17 protein-coding genes are annotated in these 21338 nt (G+C 63.4%); 6 read left to right on the top strand and 11 right to left on the bottom strand.

Annotation, left to right across the window (positions count from 1 at the left end):
• Positions 1-29 precede the first annotated feature (29 nt).
• The 3 genes from LIX93_RS04790 to pmbA form a co-directional block, all read right to left on the bottom strand.
• Entirely contained in the window at positions 30-1406 is a 1377-nt protein-coding gene (locus tag LIX93_RS04790; RefSeq protein WP_226502879.1) for a class II fumarate hydratase, read from the bottom strand.
• On the bottom strand, positions 1399-1794 hold the full coding sequence (locus tag LIX93_RS04785; protein WP_226502878.1) for a FagA protein: 396 nt from the start codon (positions 1792-1794) through the stop codon (positions 1399-1401). The genes LIX93_RS04790 and LIX93_RS04785 overlap by 8 nt, the downstream gene beginning before the upstream one ends.
• 177 nt (positions 1795-1971) lie before the next feature.
• Positions 1972-3318, bottom strand: coding sequence for a metalloprotease PmbA (gene pmbA / locus LIX93_RS04780; RefSeq protein WP_226502877.1), 1347 nt, complete (start codon positions 3316-3318; stop codon positions 1972-1974).
• Between the two features lie 108 nt (positions 3319-3426).
• Here pmbA and yjgA point away from each other — a divergent pair, with 108 nt between their 5' ends.
• Complete coding sequence (gene yjgA / locus LIX93_RS04775) at positions 3427-3948, top strand: ribosome biogenesis factor YjgA (protein ID WP_226502876.1); 522 nt, start codon at positions 3427-3429, stop codon at positions 3946-3948.
• A 99-nt stretch (positions 3949-4047) separates the two neighbouring features.
• Here yjgA and tldD read toward each other — a convergent pair whose 3' ends face one another.
• From tldD to mreB, 8 genes are all read right to left on the bottom strand, one after another.
• Positions 4048-5490, bottom strand: coding sequence for a metalloprotease TldD (tldD, locus tag LIX93_RS04770; RefSeq protein ID WP_226502875.1), 1443 nt, complete (start codon positions 5488-5490; stop codon positions 4048-4050).
• Between the two features lie 2 nt (positions 5491-5492).
• Entirely contained in the window at positions 5493-6344 is an 852-nt protein-coding gene (locus LIX93_RS04765) for a carbon-nitrogen hydrolase family protein (RefSeq protein ID WP_226502874.1), read from the bottom strand.
• Between the two features lie 43 nt (positions 6345-6387).
• Positions 6388-10287 (bottom strand): YhdP family protein, encoded by a 3900-nt coding sequence (locus LIX93_RS04760; RefSeq protein WP_226502873.1) that lies wholly within the window; start codon positions 10285-10287, stop codon positions 6388-6390.
• Between the two features lie 142 nt (positions 10288-10429).
• The gene (gene rng, locus LIX93_RS04755; protein WP_226502872.1) at positions 10430-11887 is read right to left on the bottom strand and encodes a ribonuclease G; all 1458 of its coding nucleotides are present in this window, start codon (positions 11885-11887) and stop codon (positions 10430-10432) included.
• 86 nt (positions 11888-11973) lie between these two features.
• The gene (locus tag LIX93_RS04750) at positions 11974-12558 is read right to left on the bottom strand and encodes a nucleoside triphosphate pyrophosphatase (RefSeq protein WP_226502871.1); all 585 of its coding nucleotides are present in this window, start codon (positions 12556-12558) and stop codon (positions 11974-11976) included.
• Positions 12559-12607: 49 nt separating this feature from the next.
• Positions 12608-13096, bottom strand: coding sequence for a rod shape-determining protein MreD (mreD, locus tag LIX93_RS04745; protein ID WP_226502870.1), 489 nt, complete (start codon positions 13094-13096; stop codon positions 12608-12610).
• A complete protein-coding gene (mreC, locus tag LIX93_RS04740) occupies positions 13096-14319 on the bottom strand; it encodes a rod shape-determining protein MreC (protein WP_226503663.1) in 1224 nt (407 codons plus the stop codon). The genes mreD and mreC overlap by 1 nt, the downstream gene beginning before the upstream one ends.
• Before the next feature lie 164 nt (positions 14320-14483).
• Complete coding sequence (gene mreB, locus LIX93_RS04735) at positions 14484-15521, bottom strand: rod shape-determining protein MreB (RefSeq protein WP_008371426.1); 1038 nt, start codon at positions 15519-15521, stop codon at positions 14484-14486.
• 204 nt (positions 15522-15725) lie between these two features.
• On the opposite strand from mreB, the gene gatC reads away from it, so the two are divergent.
• The 5 genes from gatC to LIX93_RS04710 all read left to right on the top strand — a co-directional run bounded on the left by gatC (position 15726) and on the right by LIX93_RS04710 (position 20549).
• Positions 15726-16013 (top strand): Asp-tRNA(Asn)/Glu-tRNA(Gln) amidotransferase subunit GatC, encoded by a 288-nt coding sequence (gene gatC, locus LIX93_RS04730; protein ID WP_226502869.1) that lies wholly within the window; start codon positions 15726-15728, stop codon positions 16011-16013.
• Positions 16014-16029: 16 nt separating this feature from the next.
• On the top strand, positions 16030-17481 hold the full coding sequence (gene gatA / locus LIX93_RS04725; RefSeq protein ID WP_226502868.1) for an Asp-tRNA(Asn)/Glu-tRNA(Gln) amidotransferase subunit GatA: 1452 nt from the start codon (positions 16030-16032) through the stop codon (positions 17479-17481).
• Positions 17482-17492: 11 nt separating this feature from the next.
• Positions 17493-18938 carry an Asp-tRNA(Asn)/Glu-tRNA(Gln) amidotransferase subunit GatB gene (gene gatB / locus LIX93_RS04720; RefSeq protein WP_260524664.1) on the top strand — a complete coding sequence of 482 codons (1446 nt, stop codon included), beginning with the start codon at positions 17493-17495 and terminating at the stop codon, positions 18936-18938.
• Positions 18939-19076: 138 nt separating this feature from the next.
• Complete coding sequence (locus LIX93_RS04715) at positions 19077-19454, top strand: septal ring lytic transglycosylase RlpA family protein (protein ID WP_226502866.1); 378 nt, start codon at positions 19077-19079, stop codon at positions 19452-19454.
• A gap of 54 nt (positions 19455-19508) precedes the next feature.
• Positions 19509-20549, top strand: coding sequence for a calcium/sodium antiporter (locus LIX93_RS04710; protein ID WP_226503662.1), 1041 nt, complete (start codon positions 19509-19511; stop codon positions 20547-20549).
• Positions 20550-21338 lie beyond the last annotated feature (789 nt).

The raw sequence follows: 21338 nt of genomic DNA, 5'->3' as shown, positions 1-21338 counted from the left end.
GGCGTAGCGATGATCAGGCGCGAGCGCTGTCAGATACCGCCCGCCGTCAGCTTTTCGGGATCCAGCAAGGCTTCCAGCTGGCTGCGTTGCAGATCGGTATTTTCCAGCGCGACATCAATGATCGGGCGCCCCTGCTTGTAGGCCAGCTTGGCGATCTCGGCGGCCTTCTGGTAGCCGATGATCGGGTTAAGCGCCGTGACCAGAATCGGGTTGCGCGACAACGCCTCCTTGAGCTTGGCGTCGTTGACGCGGAAAGTGGCAATCGCCTTGTCGGCCAGCAGCCGCGAGCTATTGGCCATCAACTCGATGCTGCTCAGCAGGTTTTGAGCGATGATCGGCAGCATCACGTTGAGCTCGAAATTCCCCGACTGTCCGGCCACGGTGATGGTGGCGTCGTTGCCGATGACCTGTGCCGCGACCATCGCGGTGGCTTCCGGGATCACCGGATTGACCTTGCCGGGCATGATCGAAGAGCCAGGCTGCAAGCCTTCGAGCTCGATCTCGCCGAGGCCGGCCAGCGGCCCGGAGTTCATCCAGCGCAGGTCGTTGGCGATTTTCATCAGCGACACCGCAGTACCCTTGAGCTGCCCCGACACCGCCACGGCGGTGTCCTGAGAGCCGATCAGGGCGAACAGGTTCTTGCCCGGCACGAACTGCACACGGGTCAGCGCGCTGAGGTGGCTGCTGAAGCGCAAGGCGAATTCCGGATGCGCATTGATCCCCGTGCCCACAGCAGTGCCGCCCTGGGCCAGGGATTGCAGGGCTGGCAGCTGCGCTTGCAGGTGGACGATATTGGCCTTGAGTTGCGCGGCCCAGCCGTTGAGGACCTGGCTCATGCGGACCGGCATGGCGTCCATCAAATGGGTGCGGCCGGTCTTGATGTACTGATGCACCTCGGCGGCCTTGCGCTCGGTGACGTCGACCAGATAGCCGAGGGCTGGCAGCAGCTGTTCGTGCAGGGCTAGAGAGGCGCTGACGTGAATGGTGGTGGGGATGATGTCGTTACTGCTCTGGCCGCAGTTGACGTGGTCGTTGGGGTTGACGGTATCGCCCAGCAGCCGCGTGGCCAAGGTGGCGATGACTTCGTTGGCGTTCATGTTGGAACTGGTGCCGGAGCCGGTCTGGTAGATATCCACCGGGAAGTGCTGCATGAAATCCCCGGCCAGCAATTGCTCGCAAGCGCCGACGATGGCCTTGCCCTGCGCGGCGCTGATCTGCTCCAGCTCGATATTGGCGTGGGCGGCGGCGGCCTTGGCGAGGATCAGGGCACGGATGAACTGCGTCGGCATGCGCTGATGGCTGATCGGGAAATTATTGACCGCGCGCTGAGTCTGGGCACCATACAAGGCCTGCTCGGGGACGTGCAGTTCGCCCATGCTGTCGCGCTGGATACGGGTATTACTCATCGGAATATCCTTGCAGCAGTTCAGTTGAGGAAAGAGACGGCGTGAGGCGGCAGCCGGCCAGCTGCGCGGCCCAGCCCTGCCAGCGGCGGCGATGTTCGAGGCTGCTGGCGGCGGCGCGCAGGTCGCGCAGGGGTCGCCAGGCCAGATCGAGGCACAGGCTGCGCCAATGCCAGGGCAGCGCGTGATCACACGCGGTATCGAGGAGCAGTCGCAAGGAGGTTTCGGCGACTGTCCAGGGTGAAGTCGGCGTGCAACTGGCGAGATAACGACCCTCTGCCAGGTAATGGTCGATCAGGCGCGGCTCGTCAGGCTCCAGAGCACAACGAATCTGCAGGCTCAGCCGACGCCAGTTGTCTTGGTAGGGTGTATCCGGAAATGCAGCCCTCATCGATACGCCTGCGACTCTCGATAATGATATTTATTATTATTTGATATTGAGAATCGACGCAAGCGCAAAAAAAAGGCGCCCCGTCTGCCACGGGGCGCCCTTCTCACCTACAACTGCATGATGACCTGTGAACGCGATTGTGCACGCCTTCCGTTCCCACAGGGGGACAGCTTTGTATCAGCTACCTGCCACCATCATTTTCTCGATCAGAACCGAGCCCGTATGGATATTGCTGCGCGTCTCCAGATCGCTGCCGATCGCCACGATTTGCTGGAACATGTCCTTCATATTGCCGGCAATGGTGATTTCCTGCACGGGGAACTGGATTTCGCCGTTTTCGACCCAGAAGCCCGCCGCGCCACGGGAGTAATCGCCGGTGACCATGTTCAAACCGCTGCCCATCAGCTCGGTCACCAACAGGCCACGGCCCATGCGCCGAATCAGCGCATCCTGGTCCTCGACCCCATGGGTGACGAACAGATTGTGCACGCCGCCTGAGTTCGCAGTGCTCGGCAGGCCCAGCTTGCGCCCGGAATAGGTACCGAGCACATAGGACACCAAATGGCCGTTTTCGACGAACGGCTTGGCGTAGGTTGCCAGGCCATCACCGTCGAAGGAGGCGCTGGCCATACCGCCGCGCAGGTGTGGCCGCTCGTCGAGGGTCAACCACTCCGGAAACAGGCGCTGGCCCAGGGTGCCTTCGAGGAACGACGATTTGCGGTACAGGTTGCCGCCCGAAATAGCCCCCAGGAAGCTGCCGAACAGCCCTCCCGCCAGCTCGGCGGAAAACAGCACGGGCACTTCGCAGGTCGGCACTGGCCGCGCGCCCAGACGGCTGGCCGCTCGTTGCGCGGCACGCTGGCCGATGCTCTGCGCCGAGGCCAGCAAGGGGCCCTTGCGATTGACGTCATACCAATAGTCGCGCTGCATCTGCCCGTCAGCCTCGGCGATCATCACGCAGCTGAGGCTGTGGCGGGTGGACGCGTAACCGCCGACGAAGCCGTGGCTGTTGCCGTACACGCGGCAGCCCTGATGAGTATTGAGGGTGGTGCCGTCGGCGTTCTTGATGCGTGGATCGGTATCGAAGGCTGCCGCCTCGCACGCCAGCGCCTGCTCGATGGCCTGCTCGGGGGTGATATCCCAGGCATGGTACAGATCGAAGTCTTGCTGCTCGCGGGCCATCAGGGCAGCATCGGCCAGCCCGGACGCGGAGTCTTCGGACGTATGCTTGGCGATCGCAAGGGCCGCCGCCACGGTTTCGCGAATGGCGTCCGGGCCGCTGGCCGAGGTACTGGCCGAGCCCTTGCGCTGGCCAACGTACAAGGTGATACCAAAACCCTGGTCGCGGTTGAACTCCACGGTTTCGACTTCGCGCTGACGCACCGACGTCGACAGCCCCTGTTCCAGCGATACCGCCACTTCACAGGCACTGGCGCCCTGACGCTTGGCTTCGGCGATGATCTGCTCGACTTGCTCCTGCAGTGCCGGCAAGGCCTGCGGACCGACGCTTTGGACTGCGCTCATAGTGCTCTCCACTCAAATTCTGTGTTCGGCACGGGTCAATCTACGACCGGGCCGGACAAGCGGCCCCCGACTGGTTATCATGGCGGCGATTATTTTCGGACTGCCCCCATGGTTGATTCTTACGACGACTCCCTCGACGAGGGAAAAAGCAAAACTCAGGTCAAGCGTGAACTGCATGCGCTGGTGGATCTCGGTGAGCGCCTGACGACCCTCAAGCCGGACACGCTGAACAAGCTGCCGCTGACCGATGCGCTACGCAAGGCGCTGGCCGATGCACCCAAGCACACGGCGAATATCGCCCGCAAACGGCACATCCAGTTCATCGGCAAGCTGATGCGCGACCAGGACACCGACGCCATCCTGCAGTTGCTCGACCAGCTCGACGCTTCGACGCGCCAGTACAACGAACGCTTCCATAATCTGGAACGCTGGCGTGACCGCCTGATCACGGGCACCGATGCGGTCCTGGAGACCTTCGTCGGCGAATACCCCGACGCGGATCGACAGCACCTGCGCGGGCTGATCCGCCAGGCCCAGCACGAGAACGCCCATAACAAACCACCGGCGTCCACGCGCAAAATCTTCAAATACATCCGCGATCTGGATGACAGCAAACGCGGTTTGAGCTGATCGCCAGTGCTGCAAGGACTTCTGTGGGAGCGAGACTGCTCGCGAAGCGTTCAACAGCTTCGCGGGCAGCGCCAGCTCCCACACGGAGTACCTGAAACATCAGCCGCCGGTACCACCGACGGTGATCGCATCGATCTTCAGCGTCGGCTGGCCAACGCCCACAGGCACTGACTGCCCGTCCTTCCCGCAAGTCCCCACGCCGCTGTCCAGCGACAGGTCGTTCCCGACCATCGACACCTTGCTCATCGCCTCTGGCCCATTGCCGATCAGGGTAGCGCCCTTGACCGGGACGGTGATCTTGCCGTCCTCGATCAAGTAAGCCTCACTGGTGGAAAAGACGAACTTGCCGCTGGTGATGTCAACCTGACCACCGCCGAGGTTGGCGCAGTAGATCCCCTTCTTCACCGAGGCGATGATTTCCGCCGGATCGCTTTCACCGGCCAGCATGTAGGTGTTGGTCATCCGCGGCATCGGCAGATGGGAGTAGGACTCGCGCCGGCCGTTGCCAGTGCGCGCCACGCCCATCAGCCGCGCATTGAGCTTGTCCTGCATGTAGCCCTTGAGCACGCCGTTCTCGATCAGGGTGGTGCAGGAGGTCGGTGTGCCCTCGTCGTCGACACTGAGAGAGCCACGACGGCCCGCCAACGTGCCATCATCGACGATGGTGCAGAGGCTGGAGGCGACCTTTTCGCCGATACGGCCGCTGTAGGCGGAGCTGCCCTTGCGGTTGAAGTCGCCTTCCAGGCCATGCCCGACAGCTTCGTGCAGCAGCACGCCGGACCAGCCCGAGCCCATCACTACCGGAAAGGTGCCCGCGGGCGCTGGAATTGCTTCGAGGTTGACCAGCGCCTGGCGCAGCGCTTCTCGGGCATAGCCCATGGCGCGGTCATCTTCGAGGAAATAGCGGTAGTCGGTCCGCCCGCCACCGCCATGCCCGCCGCGCTCGCGCCGGCCATTCTGCTCGACGATCACGCTGACATTGAAGCGCACCAGCGGCCGAATATCGGCTGCCAAACTACCGTCAGCGGCGGCCACCAGAATGCGCTCCCAGACCCCGGCCATGCTCACCGTGACCTGCTGAATACGCGGATCGAGCAGGCGGGTGGCGGCATCGACGCGTTTGAGCAGGTCGACCTTCTCGGCGCGGGTCAGCACTTCGAGCGGATTGCCTTCGCCGTAAAGCTGGGTGACATCATGGGAACTGAACGTCTGCACGCGGCCGTTCTGCCCGGCGCGGGAGATCGAGCGGGCGGCACGGGCGGCCTGCATCAGGGCGTCTTCGGTGATGGTGTTGCTGTAGGCGAAACCGGTTTTTTCCGCCGATTGGGCGCGCACGCCCACCCCTTGATCGAGGTTGAAGCTGCCTTCCTTGACGATACCGTCTTCCAACGCCCAGGATTCGGAGATCTGCCCTTGAAAATACAGGTCGGCGGCGTCAATGCCCGGACCCGCCAGCTCGCCCAGCACCGATTGCAGGCTGTCGAGGGTCAGGCCGCCGGGGGCCAGCAGTTGTTCGCTGACGGTGGATAACATCTCGCTCATATTCACTCCGCGATGTGCGCAGGCCGCAAGGCGTCCCGCGAGAAAAAGCGCCGGTGACTGCTGACCGGCATGCGCGCCCGGATGGACGCTTGTTCGTTACTGTCGCGATCGGCCAGCAGTACGGCCTCGCCTGAATCCTGTTGTGTCAGCACACGCCCCCAGGGGTCGATGATCGCGGCATGCCCGTAAGTCTCTCGTGGGCCGGGGTGAATGCCGCCTTGCGCTGCCGCCAGCATATAACACTGGCTCTCGATGGCCCGTGCACGGATCAATATGTCCCAATGCGCCGCACCCGTCACGGCCGTAAAGGCCGAGGGCGCGGTGATCAACTCGGCGCCGGCTTCACGCAACGCCGTATACAACTCGGGGAAGCGCAGGTCGTAGCACACGCTCAAGCCCAACCGTCCTACCGGCGTATCCACCACCACGACTTGTTGACCATGAGCATAGTCATCCGACTCCCGATAGCGACCACGGGCATCGGCGACGTCCACATCGAACAGGTGCAACTTGTCGTAACGCGCGACGATTTCACCTTGATCGTCCACCAACAGCGAGCAGGCACGCACTTTGGCGTCGGGCTCGTCGGCCGGCGGCAGGGGAATTGTGCCGGCCACTATCCATAAGGTGAGGTCGCGGGCGGTCTGTTTCAACCATGGCAGGATCGGCCCTTCACCCTTGGCCTCGGCACGGCCGATGGCGGCGGCGTCCTTGCGGCCCATGGCGGCAAAGTTTTCTGGCAGCACTGCCAGCCGCGCACCGCGCTCGGCGGCCTGTTCGAGCAGTGCGCGAGCCTGCGCCAGGTTGGTGGCAACGTCAGGCTGGCTGACCATTTGAATGACGGCGAATGACATGAACCAGACTCCATAGTGCTGCGGCGCCACAAACCCTGTGGGATTACTTTTTGAACGGCTTGAGAAAGGTAATCTTCGGTTCCTTCCAAGGCCCTTCGACACTGTATTGCACACTCGCGAACCGCGCGACGCGATCGCCCAGCAGTTTGTCCACCAGAAACAACGCACCACCGATGGCCGGCGCCCCGACGATCAATGCGGCAATCGGCAAGTTATTGGTGACCGGCAAGGTCACCGACAGCTTGGCGTGCACCTGATCGGCCACCATGTCCAACGTCCCGTCCAGTTCAAAGTTGCTCGACGGCCCGGTCATGGTGATCGGCACGCGCGTCACATATACGCCATTGCTCGCCGCCAGCACGCCCTTCACTCGATCATAGCTCAGGCCTTTCCCTAGCAGGTCGGAGAAATCCAGGCGCAGACGTCGGCCGATCGAGTTGAAGTTGAGCAAGCCGAACACCCGCAGCGCTTGCGCCCCGCCCTCGACCTCGACGAACTGGCCGCGATCCAGCGTGGCATCCAGGCTGCCGGAATAGCGCTTGGGCGAAATCCAGGCCGGCGAACCGGGCCAGCCGCCCTCTGCTTCAAGGCTGAAATCCTGGCTGGTGACCGTCGGCGCGAACTTCCAGGCCTTGAGCACATCGGCCAGGTTCTTGCCCTCCAGATGCCCGCGGAACCAGCTGTTACTGGCCCCCGGACTGCCGTCCCATCCCAGCATGCCCTTGAGGTGCAGGCCTTTGAGGCCCAGATCGAGGTCATTGAACAGCACCCCGGTGGGGGTTGGCCGGACTTTCATCGACCAGGCGCCGATCAGGTCCTCGCCCTGATAGAGGCTGGCGATGCTGAGGTCTACCGCCGGAATCTTGCGCGGGTCAACACTGGCCAACGGGTCAGGCGTGTCTTCAGGCGGCGGCGCATCGGGTTTCGGCGTGGCCGCAGGCGGCAGGTGTACCGTCTGCAGATTGACCACGATCGGTTGCCCGCTGGCGTCCGGCAGCCGCGCGGAGCCAGTCACTTGCTGGCTGGCGACCGTGGCATCCCAGGCCGCCGCTGAACGCTTGAGCGCGACTGTGGCTTGATCGAGCGTGACGCCGTAGCCGGTCAGTTTAGTGATCTGCAGATTCAGGCCGCTGAGCAGGGTGTTGCCCGGCGGGCTGGCCGACGCAGATGCGGCCGGAGGCGACGTGGCAGCCGCAGCAGGGGCAGCGGCTCCCGAGGAAGCCGCTGCCGTAGCACCCTGGCCGGCATAACGCGCCACTACCGCTTGCCAAGGCGCCAGGTCGAGCTCCGCCAATTGGCCGCTGACCCGAATGCCTTTTTCGGCAGGCACCGTCGCCGGTCCGCCACCTACGGCCAATTCGCCGCGGCCTTGGGCCAGATCAGTGGCCGGAGCGGCATAGGCAAATTTCGCCAAGTCGGCATAGCCGCCCTCGAAACGTCGCTCATCGCCTTGCAGATTCATCGTGAAGCGGGTGGCGCGGGTATCGCCGGCGCCCTTGCCGAAAGGCGCGGGCAGATCGACCGCCAGGCCCTTGAGGTCGGAATCGATGGTCAGCCGACTGGCGGCGCCGCCCAGCGCCAATTGCAACTGATAGGGCAAATTGCCGGAGGCCGGCAGCGGCTGCTTGACGTTCAACCAGTCAGTGAGGATCTTGAGGCCGATTTGGCCATTGACGTTGACCCGCGTCAGCGGGCTGCCAGGCTTGCCGTCAGCGATGATCTGCGCGGCGATCGGCTGGCCGAACGCCTGCCCGGTTACGCCCTGGCCGCTGAGGCCCTTGTCCAGATCGAAGCGAAAGGTGCCGTTCAACTGGCTGAGCTCCAGGGCCGGATTGGCGATTTTGAGCTGCCCCGCCTGGGTGCTGAAATCCACCACCACCTTGGGCTCCTGGCCCTTGACCAGTGGAATGTCCAGATCGACCTTGCCGTGCAGCGGACCATCGGCCTGCCAGCCGGCGAAGATCGGGCCCGTGCCGATCGGCGCTTGTTGCAGGATATGGATGCCATCTGCCAAGCCGCCATCGAAGGCGCCGTTGACGAACAGATGGGCGTGCTCGGTCGCCGGTACATGAGGCACGTGCACCACCACCTGGCTCAGCGCTGCTCCGAGCAATTGCCCTTTGCTGGCCTCGACCCGCACGTCGCCATCCTGCACATAGACATTGCCATCCACGCCATCGAGCTGGGGCCAGCCGGGCTGGAATGCCAGGCTGGCATCGCGCACCTTGAAGAACAGGCTGATACTGCGCGCGTGGTCCGGCGCCGCCTTGGCCAGCGAACCTTGATACTGGAAATAACCCTGATCGACCGTGCCCTTGAGAATCGCCGTGCTCAACCATTCAGTCACCTGGGGGCTGAGCGCCGTGGGCAGGTACTTGCTGGTATAGCGGCCGTCACCCTCGGTCATGCCGACGCGCAGGTCCATGTACGGCTCGTGTTCGGGCGTCAGCGGGATGCGGATCAGGAAATCACTGGCAATCTTGCCCTCGTCGCCCAATACCTTGATATAGGGCGCGACGAGGGTAAAGGTGTCAGGTGTGAGGGTCCAGGTCAGGCGCGCGTTGGCGTGCTTGTAATACCAGGGTTTGGCGAAGATCGGCTCAAGGTGCAGCATGAAGTCGTCGGTATCGAGGCGCAGTTCCCCATGACCGAGATCTCCGCTGATGCTGCCGCTGACGTTGCCGGCCGCCGGCGCGCCGTGGGTGGCACTGAACCCGACCTTGTCGAGATTGGCGGCGAACGCCAGGCGCTGGTTGCCCTGGGCCTGGGGTCGATAGTCGAGCACTACATTGCGTGCGGCACCGGTGACCTTGAGTGCATCGATGACCGCTGCGACCTTGTCCGGCCACGGCGCCAGCGCGTCGAGCACGGGCGTCACCGGCGTCAGATCGAGCCGATCGGCCTGCAGGTGCCAGCGCTCGTCCGGGGTACCGGCGCCGCTGCCTTGCAGCTGCAAGCGCGACTCCCAGTGACGCTTGCCGAGGTTCAAGGCCAGCGAATCGACCGTGGCACTCAGGCCCTGATCGGAGCGCTGCACCCAGGCGTTGAGTGCCAGGTTGTCTAGCGCGATAGGGGTACGGCTGGCATACCCCGCCTTGATGCTGGGCGCATTGAAGCGTACCGCCGCGCTCTGCAGCGCTCCTTGACGCCAATCCAGCCAGAACTCGCCGCCCGCCTTGAAGGTGCCCAGCTTCCACTGCTGCTGCAATGAAGGTGGCACCCACTTGGCCCAATCGCTTTGCGGCAGGCTCAGATACGCCTGTGCCTGGCTGTCGCGCCATTGCTGGGGATTCACGCGGGCCAGCACGTTGAGGGCCAACGGCTGGCCATCCGGCAACGTCAGGCGCAGATCCAGACGCTGGCGTGAAGCGCCAGTGCGCAGGTTGACACCCACATAGGTGAGCGTCATCGGCGCATGATCGTTGGGCACCAGAGTCAGCTGGCTATCGAGAATCGAAATCTGCTCCAGTTGCTGCAAACGCTGAAGCATCTGCACCGGATCGCCAGCGGCGTTGTCACTGCCGGTGACAGGTGGCAGGCCCTTGAGCGCCCAGCGGCCATCGAGGCCTTGCGCGGCCGTCAGTTGCAGGCCACCGAGTTGCAGATGGGCAATGCGTACATCGCGGTGAGTCAGGCTCGCCCACAGGTCGGGCACCACCCGCACGTCATCCAGGCGCAAGGCATTGCGGCCCTCCCCCAGCAGCACGTCGTGGACCAGGATGACCGGCACCATACCGCTCCAGCGGCCCTCGAGGCTGCCGATCGACACAGACATGCCCAGCGCCGCTGCGGCCTTGCTCTGGACTTCATCACGATACTCGGCCACCAGCGGCGTCAACTGCCGCCCCAGGCTTACGTACAGCGCCATCAGCACCAGCAGCAAGGCCGCCAGCCCCAAGCCCCAGCGGGTCAGGGCGCCGAGGAAACGCGTCAGACGCCCCATGCAAGAAATTTCCCGGAAACAAAAAGATGAACATTGGCGCGCCGCAGCTCAAACCGGGCAACGCTTTGCAGATGGACACCGGGCTGCAGCGACTCGACAGCCCGATCCCTCGTGACGACACCTACAGCGGTTTCACGCTGATTCAGAGCAGCACCACGTCGTATTGTTCCTGTGAGTACAAAGTTTCTACCTGAAAGCGAATGGTGCGGCCGATGAATGCCTCGAGCTCCGCCACATTGCCAGACTCTTCATCCAGCAGGCGATCGACCACTTTTTGATTGGCCAGCACTCTATACCCTACCGCCTGATAGGCACGGGCTTCGCGCAGAATCTCCCGGAAAATTTCGTAGCAGACCGTTTCAGGAGTCTTCAGCTTGCCCCGCCCGGCGCAGCAGGAGCATGGCTCGCAGAGTATCTGCTCAAGGCTCTCGCGCGTGCGCTTGCGGGTCATCTGCACCAGGCCCAGCTCAGTGATGCCGATGATGTTGGTCTTGGCGTGATCACGCTCCAGCTGTTTCCCCAAGGTGCGCAACACCTGACGCTGGTGTTCTTCGTCTTCCATGTCAATGAAGTCGATGATGATGATGCCGCCGATATTGCGCAGGCGCAGTTGCCGGGCAATGGCGGTGGCCGCCTCGAGGTTGGTCTTGAAGATGGTCTCTTCAAGGTTGCGGTGGCCGACGAAGGCGCCCGTGTTGACGTCGATGGTGGTCATGGCCTCGGCCGGATCGACCACCAGGTAGCCGCCGGACTTGAGCAACACCTTGCGGTCGAGGGCGCGCTGGATTTCGTCTTCGACACCGTACAGATCGAAAATCGGTCGCTCGCCCGGGTAGTGCTCCAGGCGATCGGCGATTTCCGGCATCAACTCGGCAACGAACTGCGTGGTCTTCTGGAAGGTCTCGCGGGAATCGATGCGGATTTTTTCGATCTTCGGGCTGACCAGGTCGCGCAAGGTGCGCAGGGCCAGGCCGAGGTCTTCGTAGATTTCTGTCGGGGCACCGACGGTCTTGATCTGCGCGGCGATTTGATCCCACAACCGGCGCAGGTAGCGGATGTCCATGAGGATCTCTTCGGCGCGGGCGCCCTCGGCCGCCGTGCGCAGAATGAATCCGCCGTTCTCCTTGATGCCTTCCTGGGCAACGCAATCGCTGACCACCTGCTTGAGGCGCTCGCGCTCGGCTTCGTCTTCGATTTTCAGCGAGATGCCTACGTGACTGGTCCGCGGCATGTACACCAGGTAGCGCGACGGAATCGATAGCTGGGTGGTCAGGCGCGCGCCCTTGGAGCCGATCGGGTCCTTGGTGACCTGCACCACCAGGCTCTGGCCTTCATGCACCAGGGCGCTGATGGTCTCGACCGCCGAGCCTTCACGCAAGGAGATCTCCGAAGCATGGATGAACGCCGCGCGCTCCAGGCCGATATCGATGAAGGCCGCCTGCATGCCCGGCAATACCCGCACCACCTTGCCCTTGTAGATGTTGCCGACGATGCCGCGGCGCTGGGTGCGCTCGACGTGCACCTCTTGCAATACACCGTTTTCTACCACCGCCACGCGCGATTCCATTGGCGTGATATTGATCAGAATCTCTTCACTCATGGCGCGGTCCCGTGCGTTGTCGACATCGATTGCGAAGTCTTGTTATTGAGGACGACTGTCACACTGACGCACCAGTCGACGCAACTCTATTGCCAGCAGGGTACGCCGAAACGCCCCAGCAAGGCGGCGGTTTCACACAACGGCAGCCCGACGACGGCCGAATAGCTGCCTTGCAGGCTGGTGACGAACACCGCCCCCAGCCCTTGTATCGCGTAGCCACCTGCTTTGTCGACCGGTTCACCGCTGGCCCAGTAGGCCTGCGCCTCGGCCGGCTCGATGACGCGAAAACGCACGTGGGCGCTGACGTTGACCACTTCGCTGCGAGTGCCATCGAACAGCGCCACGGCGGTCAGCACCTGATGCTCGCGGCCGGACAGACTGGCGAGCATGGCCAGGGCATCGGCTCGATCCACAGGCTTGCCGAGGATGCGCGCGTCGACGATCACCGCGGTGTCGGCGCCTAGCACCACGCCCTTTCGAGCATCGGCGGACACGCTGGCAAATCCTGCGCGCGCCTTGCCCAGCGCCAGGCGAGCGACATAGTCGGCCGGCGCCTCGCCAGGCAGCGGGGTTTCATCGATGGCGGCGCTGAGGGGCACGAAGGGCACGCCGATCTGGGTCAGCAGTTCGCGTCGCCGTGGAGAGCCGGAGGCCAGGTAGATCGGGTTCATCGGACATCTCCCTGTCGGCATGGGCGCGCCGCGCGAGGACGCGCGCAGATCAATTGATTTTGTAGCGACGGGTCAGGCCACTCAGGCCGAAACTTACCCACGGCCAGAGCAAGGCACTGACCAGCGCGGGCAGCAACAGGGCCAGGGTGGGCTGGCGATTGCCGGTCAGGGCGCTGAGCCAGAGTTGCACCAACTGCGCCAGGCCGAACACCACGAGGATGATCAGGCTCTGCTGCCACATCGGAAAGGTGCGCATGCGCTGCTGCAACGACAGCACCAGAAAGGTGATGAGGGTCAGGATCAGAGCGTTCTGCCCCAGGTACGTGCCATACAGCACATCGATGCACAGGCCGAGCAGCCAGGCGGTGGTCATGCCGATCTTCTGCGGCAACTCCAGCGACCAGAACGCCATCAGCAGGGCCAGCCACATCGGCCGCAAGACCTCCATGAACTGCGGCAGCGGCGAGATGGTCAGCAGCAACCCGACGAGAAAGGTGAACCACACGATCCACCCACGGCTTTTACGCGAACTGGGCATTATTCCCTCTCCTGCGCGGCGGGGGTGGCGCTGCGGGCAGGCGCAGCGTTGGGGGTAGCGCTGCGCGCGGGAGCGGTAGCGGGCGCCGCAGCATGTGGCGCCGGGCCGGTGGCAGGCGCTGCCGGGCTGGCCGGCGAATTGCCTGAGTGCGTCGGGGCAGCGGCACCTGGCGCCCGAGTGTGGACAGGCGCAGCACTGTGAGTGGCAGGCACGACGTTTTTGACGATCGCCGCGCCGACCAGATTACCGGCGGTCACCGGAGGTGCTGCGGCGGCCGCAGCCGCAGCGGCCGCCGCGGCGGCCGCAGCTGAATCTCGTACAGCGGCAATGCCCGGCGCTACCGGTTGCCCATCTGCTGCTTCCTGAGCCTGGGCCGCCTGCGCTGCGCGCTCTTCCGGCGAACGGTTGTCGGTAAATACCAGCAGCACGTAACGGCTGCGGTTCATGGCCGCCGTCGGCACGGCACGGACAATAGCGAACGGTTGCCCGGAATCATGGATGACCTCTTTCACCGTCGCCACCGGATAGCCCGCCGGAAAGCGCTGTCCCAAGCCGGAACTCACCAGCAGGTCGCCTTCCTTGATGTCGGCGGTATCGGCTACGTGGCGCAGCTCCAGACGTTCCGGGTTGCCGGTGCCACTGGCGATGGCGCGCAAGCCGTTGCGATTGACCTGCACGGGAATACTGTGGGTGCTGTCGGTCAACAACAGCACCCGTGAGGTATAGGGCATCAACTCGACCACTTGCCCCATCAGGCCGCGGGCATCCAGTACCGGCTGCCCCAGCACCACGCCATCGCGCTCACCCTTGTTGATCAGGATGCGATGGGTGAAGGGGTTGGGATCGATACCGATCAACTCAGCCACTTCGACCTTTTCATTCACCAGCGTCGAGGAGTTGAGCAACTCGCGCAGCCGCACGTTCTGCTCGGTCAGGGCCGCGAGCTTTTGCAGGCGACCTTGCAGCAGCAGGGCTTCGGTCTTGAGTTTTTCGTTTTCGGCGATCAATTCGGTACGGCTGCCAAACTGGCTGGCCACACCCTGCCACAGCCGGCCAGGCAGATCGGTGAGGGTGTAGGACTCCATCAACACCAGCGACATCTGGCTGCGCACGGGCTTGAGCAGCGTGAAGCGGGCATCGACCACCATCAGCGCGACCGACAACACGGCCAGCACCAGCAGGCGGACACCCAGTGTGGGGCCCTTGGCGAAAAGCGGTTTAATAAGCCGCTCCTCGCGGGGAGATGTTCGAAGAGTGATTCATGAGCAGACAAACCGACTGAAAAGCAGATAAACAGAAAACGCCCGTGAGGGCGTCGACCCGACGCTTACAGGTAGCACCGCTGGCGCTGCCTGTAAACCGGGCACCTTGAAACCGACTGGCCAGCTTACTCGCTGGAGAGCAGGTCCATGGTGTGTTTGTCCATCATTTCCAGGGCACGACCACCGCCACGAGCGACGCAGGTCAGCGGGTCTTCGGCGACGATCACCGGCAAGCCGGTTTCCTGTGCCAGCAGCTTGTCGAGATCACGCAGCAGTGCGCCACCACCGGTCAGCACCAGACCGCGCTCGGCGATGTCCGAAGCCAGCTCGGGCGGCGATTGCTCCAGGGCGCTCTTGACCGCCTGAACGATGGTCGCCAGCGATTCCTGCAGGGCTTCGAGCACTTCGTTGGAGTTCAGGGTGAACGCACGAGGCACGCCCTCGGCCAGGTTACGGCCGCGCACATCGACTTCACGGACTTCGCCACCCGGGTAAGCGGTGCCGATCTCCTGCTTGATGCGCTCGGCGGTGGATTCACCGATGAGGCTGCCGTAGTTGCGACGCACGTAGGTGACGATGGCTTCGTCGAAACGGTCGCCACCCACCCGTACGGATTCGGCGTAAACCACACCGTTCAGAGAGATCAGTGCGATTTCGGTAGTACCACCACCGATGTCGACAACCATCGAGCCACGGGCTTCTTCAACCGGCAGACCGGCGCCGATCGCAGCCGCCATTGGCTCCTCGATCAGAAACACTTCGCGCGCACCGGCACCGAGGGCCGATTCGCGAATGGCACGACGTTCCACCTGGGTGGACTTGCACGGCACGCAGATCAGCACACGAGGGCTGGGCTGCAGAAAGCTGTTTTCGTGAACCTTGTTGATGAAATATTGCAGCATCTTCTCGCAGACGCTGAAATCGGCGATCACGCCGTCCTTCATTGGCCGAATGGCGGCAATGTTGCCCGGCGTACGGCCGAGCATGCGCTTGGCCTCGGTACCGACGGCGACAACACTCTTCTGGTTGCCGTGCGTACGAATGGCCACAACTGATGGCTCATTGAGGACGATACCGCGCTCACGCACGTAAATAAGGGTGTTGGCAGTCCCCAGGTCGATGGAAAGATCGCTGGAAAACATGCCACGCAGTTTCTTGAACATGGGAAAGTGACCCTAGGCAACGCGTGGGTAAAAAAGTGCGGCAAACTCTAACAACGACGGGGATTTTGGGCAAGGCGCCAATATGTTAAATTGGCTGTTTTTCCGGACACGCCACCACACAATCGCGCCATATGACCGTAAAATCGCAATTGTGTTCCCTGACAGGCGGAATGTATCCGTTTTGTTTTCCACTGGAGACTCCCCATGGCGCTTCAACGCTCTGACGTGGAAAAGATCGCTCACCTCGCCCGACTGGGCCTGGCCGAAGACGATATTCCACACACCCTCGACGCCCTCAACAGCATTCTCGGGCTGGTCGATTTGATGCAAGCCGTCGACACCCAGGGCATCGAACCCCTGGCCCACCCCCTGGAGGCCAGCCAACGGCTGCGTGCCGACCAGGTTACCGAAACCAATCAGCGCGACGCCTACCAGGCCATCGCGCCATCGGTCGAGAGCGGCCTGTATCTGGTTCCGCAAGTCATCGAGTAAGGGAAAAGAGCCTGCCATGCATGAAATGACTCTGGCCGAGATCGCTCGCGGACTCGCCGATAAAAAGTTTTCTTCCGAAGAGCTGACCCGCACCTTGCTGGCGCGTATCGCCCAGCTCGATCCGCAGCTTAACAGCTTCATCAGCGTGACCGAGGAACTGGCCATCAGCCAGGCCCAGGCCGCCGATGCCCGCCGTGCCCAAGGTGAGACAGGCGCCCTGCTGGGTGCCCCGCTGGCGCACAAGGACCTGTTCTGCACCCAGGGCATCCGCACCAGCTGCGGCTCGAAGATGCTCGACAACTTCAAGGCGCCCTACGACGCCACCGTGGTCGCCAAACTGGCCGCTGCGGGTACCGTGACCCTGGGCAAGACCAACATGGACGAGTTCGCCATGGGCTCTGCCAACGAGTCCAGCTACTACGGCGCGGTCAAGAACCCGTGGAACCTCGAGCACGTACCTGGTGGTTCGTCGGGCGGCTCGGCTGCCGCAGTGGCGGCGCGCCTGCTGCCCGTGGCGACGGCTACCGATACCGGCGGCTCGATCCGTCAGCCCGCAGCCTTCACCAACCTCACCGGCCTCAAGCCCACCTACGGCCGGGTGTCGCGCTGGGGCATGATCGCCTACGCCTCGAGCCTCGATCAGGGCGGCGTGCTGGCCCGCACCGCTGAAGACTGCGCGCTGCTGCTGCAAGGCATGGCCGGCTTCGATCCGCTTGACTCCACCAGCATCGACGAGCCGGTAGCCGACTACAGCGCCACCCTGGCCGCGCCGCTGCAAGGCCTGCGCATCGGCGTACCGAAAGAGTACTTCGGAGCCGGCCTCGACCCGCGCATCGCCAGCCTGGTACAAGCCAGCATCAAGGAGCTGGAAAAACTCGGCGCCGCAATCAAGGACATCAGCCTGCCGAACATGCAGCAAGCCATCCCGGCCTACTACGTGATTGCCCCGGCCGAAGCGTCGTCCAACCTGTCGCGTTTCGACGGCGTGCGCTTTGGCCATCGCTGCGACAACCCTAAAGACCTCACCGATCTCTACAAGCGCTCGCGCGCCGAAGGCTTCGGTGTCGAGGTGCAGCGGCGCATTCTGGTCGGCGCCTACGCGCTGTCGGCCGGCTACTACGACGCCTACTACCTGCAAGCGCAAAAGATCCGTCGCCTGATCAAGAACGATTTCATGGCCGCGTTCCATGACGTCGACCTGATCCTCAGCCCGACCACGCCGAATCCGGCCTGGAAGCTCGGCGCCAAGAATGCCGACCCGACCGCCGCGTACCTCGAAGACGTCTACACCATCACCGCCAACCTCGCCGGCCTGCCGGGCCTGTCGATGCCAGCCGGTTTTGCCGACGGCCTGCCGGTGGGTGTGCAATTGCTGGCGCCGTACTTCCAGGAAGGCCGTCTGCTCAACGTGGCGCACCAGTACCAGCAAGTTACCGACTGGCACACCCGCGCTCCTCAGGGCTTTTAAGGAATATGACTATGCAATGGGAAGTCGTGATCGGGCTGGAGATTCACACCCAGCTCGCCACCCAGTCGAAGATTTTCTCCGGCAGCTCCACCACGTTCGGCTCCGAGCCCAACACCCAGGCCAGCCTCGTCGACCTCGGCATGCCCGGCGTGCTGCCGGTGCTCAACCAGGAAGCCGTGCGCATGGCCGTGATGTTCGGCCTGGCCATCGATGCCGAGATCGGCCAGCACAACGTGTTCGCGCGTAAAAACTATTTTTACCCGGACCTGCCCAAGGGCTACCAGATCAGCCAGATGGAGCTGCCGATCGTCGGCAAGGGCCACCTGGACATCACCCTCGAAGACGGCACCATCAAACGCATCGGCGTGACCCGCGCGCACCTTGAAGAAGACGCCGGCAAGAGCCTGCACGAGGACTTCGCCGGCAGCACCGGCATCGACCTCAACCGCGCCGGCACGCCGCTGCTCGAAATCGTCTCGGAGCCCGAGATGAGCAGCGCCAAGGAAGCCGTGGCCTACGTCAAGGCCATGCACTCGCTGGTGCGCTACCTGGGCATCTGCGATGGCAACATGGCCGAAGGCTCGCTGCGCGTCGACTGCAACGTTTCGATCAAACCCAAGGGCCAGGTCGAGTTCGGTACCCGCTGCGAGATCAAGAACGTCAACTCGTTCCGCTTCATCGAGAAGGCCATCAACAGCGAGATCCAGCGCCAGATCGAGCTGATCGAGGACGGCGGCAAGGTCATCCAGCAAACTCGCCTGTACGACCCGAACACCAACGAAACCCGCGCCATGCGCAGCAAGGAGGAAGCCAACGACTATCGTTACTTCCCCGACCCGGACCTGCTGCCGGTGGTCATCGAGGACGCTTTCCTGGCGGCCACCCGCGCCACCCTGCCCGAGCTGCCGCCGCAAAAGCGCGAGCGCTTCCAGAGTCAGTTCGGCCTGTCGTTGTACGACGCCAGTGTGCTGGCGTCGAACCGCGAGCAAGCAGACTACTTCGAGCAGGTCGCGGGCATCAGTGGCGACGCCAAGCTGGCGGCCAACTGGGTGATGGTCGAGCTGGGCAGTTTGCTCAACAAGCTGGGGGTCGAGATCGACGAGTCGCCGGTCAGCGCCGAGCAGTTGGGTGGCATGTTGCTGCGCATCAAGGACAACACCATCTCCGGCAAGATCGCCAAGGTGATCTTCGAAGCCATGGCCAACGGTGAAGGCAGTGCCGACCAGATCATCGAAGCCAAGGGCCTCAAGCAGGTCACTGACAGCGGCGCGATCGAGAAGGTGCTTGACGAAATGCTCGCAGCCAATGCCGAGCAGGTCGAACAGTACCGCGCCGCCGACGAGGCCAAGCGTGGCAAGATGTTCGGCTTCTTCGTCGGTCAGGCCATGAAAGCCTCCAAAGGCAAGGCCAACCCGCAACAGGTGAACGAACTGCTCAAGCGCAAGCTCGAGGGCTGATCGGGCGCGCTTCGCGTGAGCTGCAAGCTAGAAGCTAGAAGCTAGAAGCTAGAAGCTAGAAGCTAGAAGCTAGAAGCTAGAAGCTAGAAGCTACGAGCTTGCGGCTTGCGGCTTGCGGCCCAAAACAAGGAACCGGCAATGCGCTACCTGTTTTTCGCTACCGCCCTGCTCCTGCTCGCCGGCTGTGCCAGCCAGGATGATTCCGTTATCGACCCCCACGGTTATGACGAAACCGGCGTAGCCTCTTTCTATGGTTCGGCTCATCAAGGCAACCGCACCGCCAGCGGTGAACGCTTCGATCAGCAGGACCTCACCGCCGCCCATCGGCGCCTGCCGTTCGGTACGCGGGTCAAGATCACCAACCTGAACAATGACCGCAGCGTGGTGGTGCGCATCAACGATCGCGGCCCGCACACGCGCAATCGCCTCGTCGATGTCTCACGCGCGGCAGCCGAGCAATTGGGCATGATCGGCACCGGTACCGCCAAAGTCCGCGTCCAGGATCTTATCGACTGACCCTCACCAGGAAGCACCGCTATCTTCGATCTCGCCAACCTGCCCGCCTTCAGCCTGATGCAACTGGCTCTGGGCCTGATGATGCTCATCGTCGGCGCCGAGCTGATGGTGCGTTCGGCCGTGCGTGTCGCCGCAAGGTTGCAGGTGCGTCCGCTCATCATCGGCCTGACAGTGGTAGCGTTCGGCAGCAGCGCGCCACAAATGGCAATCAGCACCCAGGCCGTGCTCAACGATGCACCTGACATTGCCCTCGGCAGCGTGGTGGGCAGCAGCGTCTTCAGCCTGCTGGTGACGTTAGGCTGTTGCGCGCTGATCACCCCCCTGCGGGTGTCTCGGCAACTGGTGCGCCTGGATCTGCCAGTGATGCTGGGCGCCAGCGCGCTGGTGTTCGTGCTGGCGTTCATAGGGCCATTGGGCCCTGTCGAAGGCATCGTGCTGCTGACGGCCCTGGCGGGTTATCTGATATTGCTGTTGCGCCAGGCCAGGGAACATGGCCGCACCTACCCCGCTGCGCCGGTGCCGACCCGCACCTGGCCACGCTGCACGATCATGTTCGTAGTGGGCATCGGCTTGCTGGTGGGTGGCGGGCGCTGGCTGCTGGACGCCACGGTCGATGTGGCTGGCGACCTGGGGCTGTCGGAGCGAGTGATTGGCCTGACGCTGGTGGCCGTCAGCGCCTCGCTGCCAGAGCTGGTCACCTCGCTGATTGCGGCCCTGCGCGGCCAGCGCGATATCGCCGTCGCCAATGTGGTGGGCAGCAACCTGTTCAACCTCCTTGGCGTGCTGGGGTTTACCGCGCTGCTGGCACCGCTGCCGCTGTCGGTATCTCCCAATGCACTGGCCTTCGACCTGCCGGTGATGCTCGGCGTGGCGGCGTTGAGCCTGCCGCTGTTCTATTCGGGGATGCGCATCACCCGTGGTGAAGGCCTGATGCTGCTGGCGCTGTATGCCATGTACGGCCTGCATCTGGTGTCGTTCGCCACCGGCATGCCGCTCGCCGCCCGGCTAGAGCACGCCATGTTGCGCTACCTGCTGGCGCCGATCGCACTGGTGATTGCCTTCACTACCTGGCGGGCCTGGCGGCGACAGCACTGACGCCTTCGCGGGCAAGCCTCGCTCCCACAGTGTAAACGCGCCTGAGCCTTACACCTGTGGGAGCACAGCTTGCTGGCGAAGGGGCCGGCATGGCTTGCGCAAAAACACAGAATCTCCCTCCGTACTAACCGCCCCAAGCCCCACACCTGTGGGAGCACAGCTTGCTGGCGAAGAGGCCGGCATGGCTTGCGCAAAAACACAGAATCTCCCGCCGTGCTAACCGCCCCAAGCCCCACACCTGTGGGAGCACAGCTTGCTGGCGAAGGGGCCGGCATGGCTCGCGCAAAAACACAGAATATCCCGCCGTGCAAACTGCGCCTGAGTCATTGGCGGGCCTGGCGGCGACAGCACTGACGCCTTCGCGGGCAAGCCTCGCTCCCACAGTGTAAACGCGCCTGAGCCTTACACCTGTGGGAGCACAGCTTGCTGGCGAAGGGGCCGGCATGGCTCGCGCAAAAACACAGAATATCCCGCCGTGCAAACTGCGCCTGAGTCATTGGCGGGCCTGGCGGCGACAGCACTGACGCCTTCGCGGGCAAGCCTCGCTCCCACAGTGTAAACGCGCCTGAGCCTTACACCTGTGGGAGCACAGCTTGCTGGCGAAGGGGCCGGCATGGCTTGCGCAAAAACACAGAATATCCCGCCGTGCAAACTGCGCCTGAGTCATTGGCGGGCCTGGCGCAAAAAAACAGAATAGCCCGCCGTGCAAACTGCGCCTGCGTCGTTGGCGCGCCTCGCGCCCACATCCCTGTCCCCTTCGAAGGCAAGCGTAGCTCCCTCAGTATCAAC

This window comes from Pseudomonas sp. MWU16-30317 (genome assembly GCF_020515695.1).
Classification (GTDB): domain Bacteria; phylum Pseudomonadota; class Gammaproteobacteria; order Pseudomonadales; family Pseudomonadaceae; genus Aquipseudomonas.
This window is presented reverse-complemented; position numbering and strand designations above follow the sequence as displayed.

Bases quoted from the DNA above. Each gene is read 5' to 3' on its own strand.
- LIX93_RS04790 (WP_226502879.1), bottom strand. From the start codon at position 1,406: ATGAGTAATACCCGTATCCAGCGCGACAGCATGGGCGAACTGCACGTC.
- LIX93_RS04785 (WP_226502878.1), bottom strand. From the start codon at position 1,794: ATGAGGGCTGCATTTCCGGATACACCCTACCAAGACAACTGGCGTCGG.
- pmbA (WP_226502877.1), bottom strand. From the start codon at position 3,318: ATGAGCGCAGTCCAAAGCGTCGGTCCGCAGGCCTTGCCGGCACTGCAG.
- yjgA (WP_226502876.1), top strand. From the start codon at position 3,427: ATGGTTGATTCTTACGACGACTCCCTCGACGAGGGAAAAAGCAAAACT.
- tldD (WP_226502875.1), bottom strand. From the start codon at position 5,490: ATGAGCGAGATGTTATCCACCGTCAGCGAACAACTGCTGGCCCCCGGC.
- LIX93_RS04765 (WP_226502874.1), bottom strand. From the start codon at position 6,344: ATGTCATTCGCCGTCATTCAAATGGTCAGCCAGCCTGACGTTGCCACC.
- LIX93_RS04760 (WP_226502873.1), bottom strand. From the start codon at position 10,287: ATGGGGCGTCTGACGCGTTTCCTCGGCGCCCTGACCCGCTGGGGCTTG.
- rng (WP_226502872.1), bottom strand. From the start codon at position 11,887: ATGAGTGAAGAGATTCTGATCAATATCACGCCAATGGAATCGCGCGTG.
- LIX93_RS04750 (WP_226502871.1), bottom strand. From the start codon at position 12,558: ATGAACCCGATCTACCTGGCCTCCGGCTCTCCACGGCGACGCGAACTG.
- mreD (WP_226502870.1), bottom strand. From the start codon at position 13,096: ATGCCCAGTTCGCGTAAAAGCCGTGGGTGGATCGTGTGGTTCACCTTT.
- mreB (WP_008371426.1), bottom strand. From the start codon at position 15,521: ATGTTCAAGAAACTGCGTGGCATGTTTTCCAGCGATCTTTCCATCGAC.
- gatC (WP_226502869.1), top strand. From the start codon at position 15,726: ATGGCGCTTCAACGCTCTGACGTGGAAAAGATCGCTCACCTCGCCCGA.
- gatA (WP_226502868.1), top strand. From the start codon at position 16,030: ATGCATGAAATGACTCTGGCCGAGATCGCTCGCGGACTCGCCGATAAA.
- gatB (WP_260524664.1), top strand. From the start codon at position 17,493: ATGCAATGGGAAGTCGTGATCGGGCTGGAGATTCACACCCAGCTCGCC.
- LIX93_RS04715 (WP_226502866.1), top strand. From the start codon at position 19,077: ATGCGCTACCTGTTTTTCGCTACCGCCCTGCTCCTGCTCGCCGGCTGT.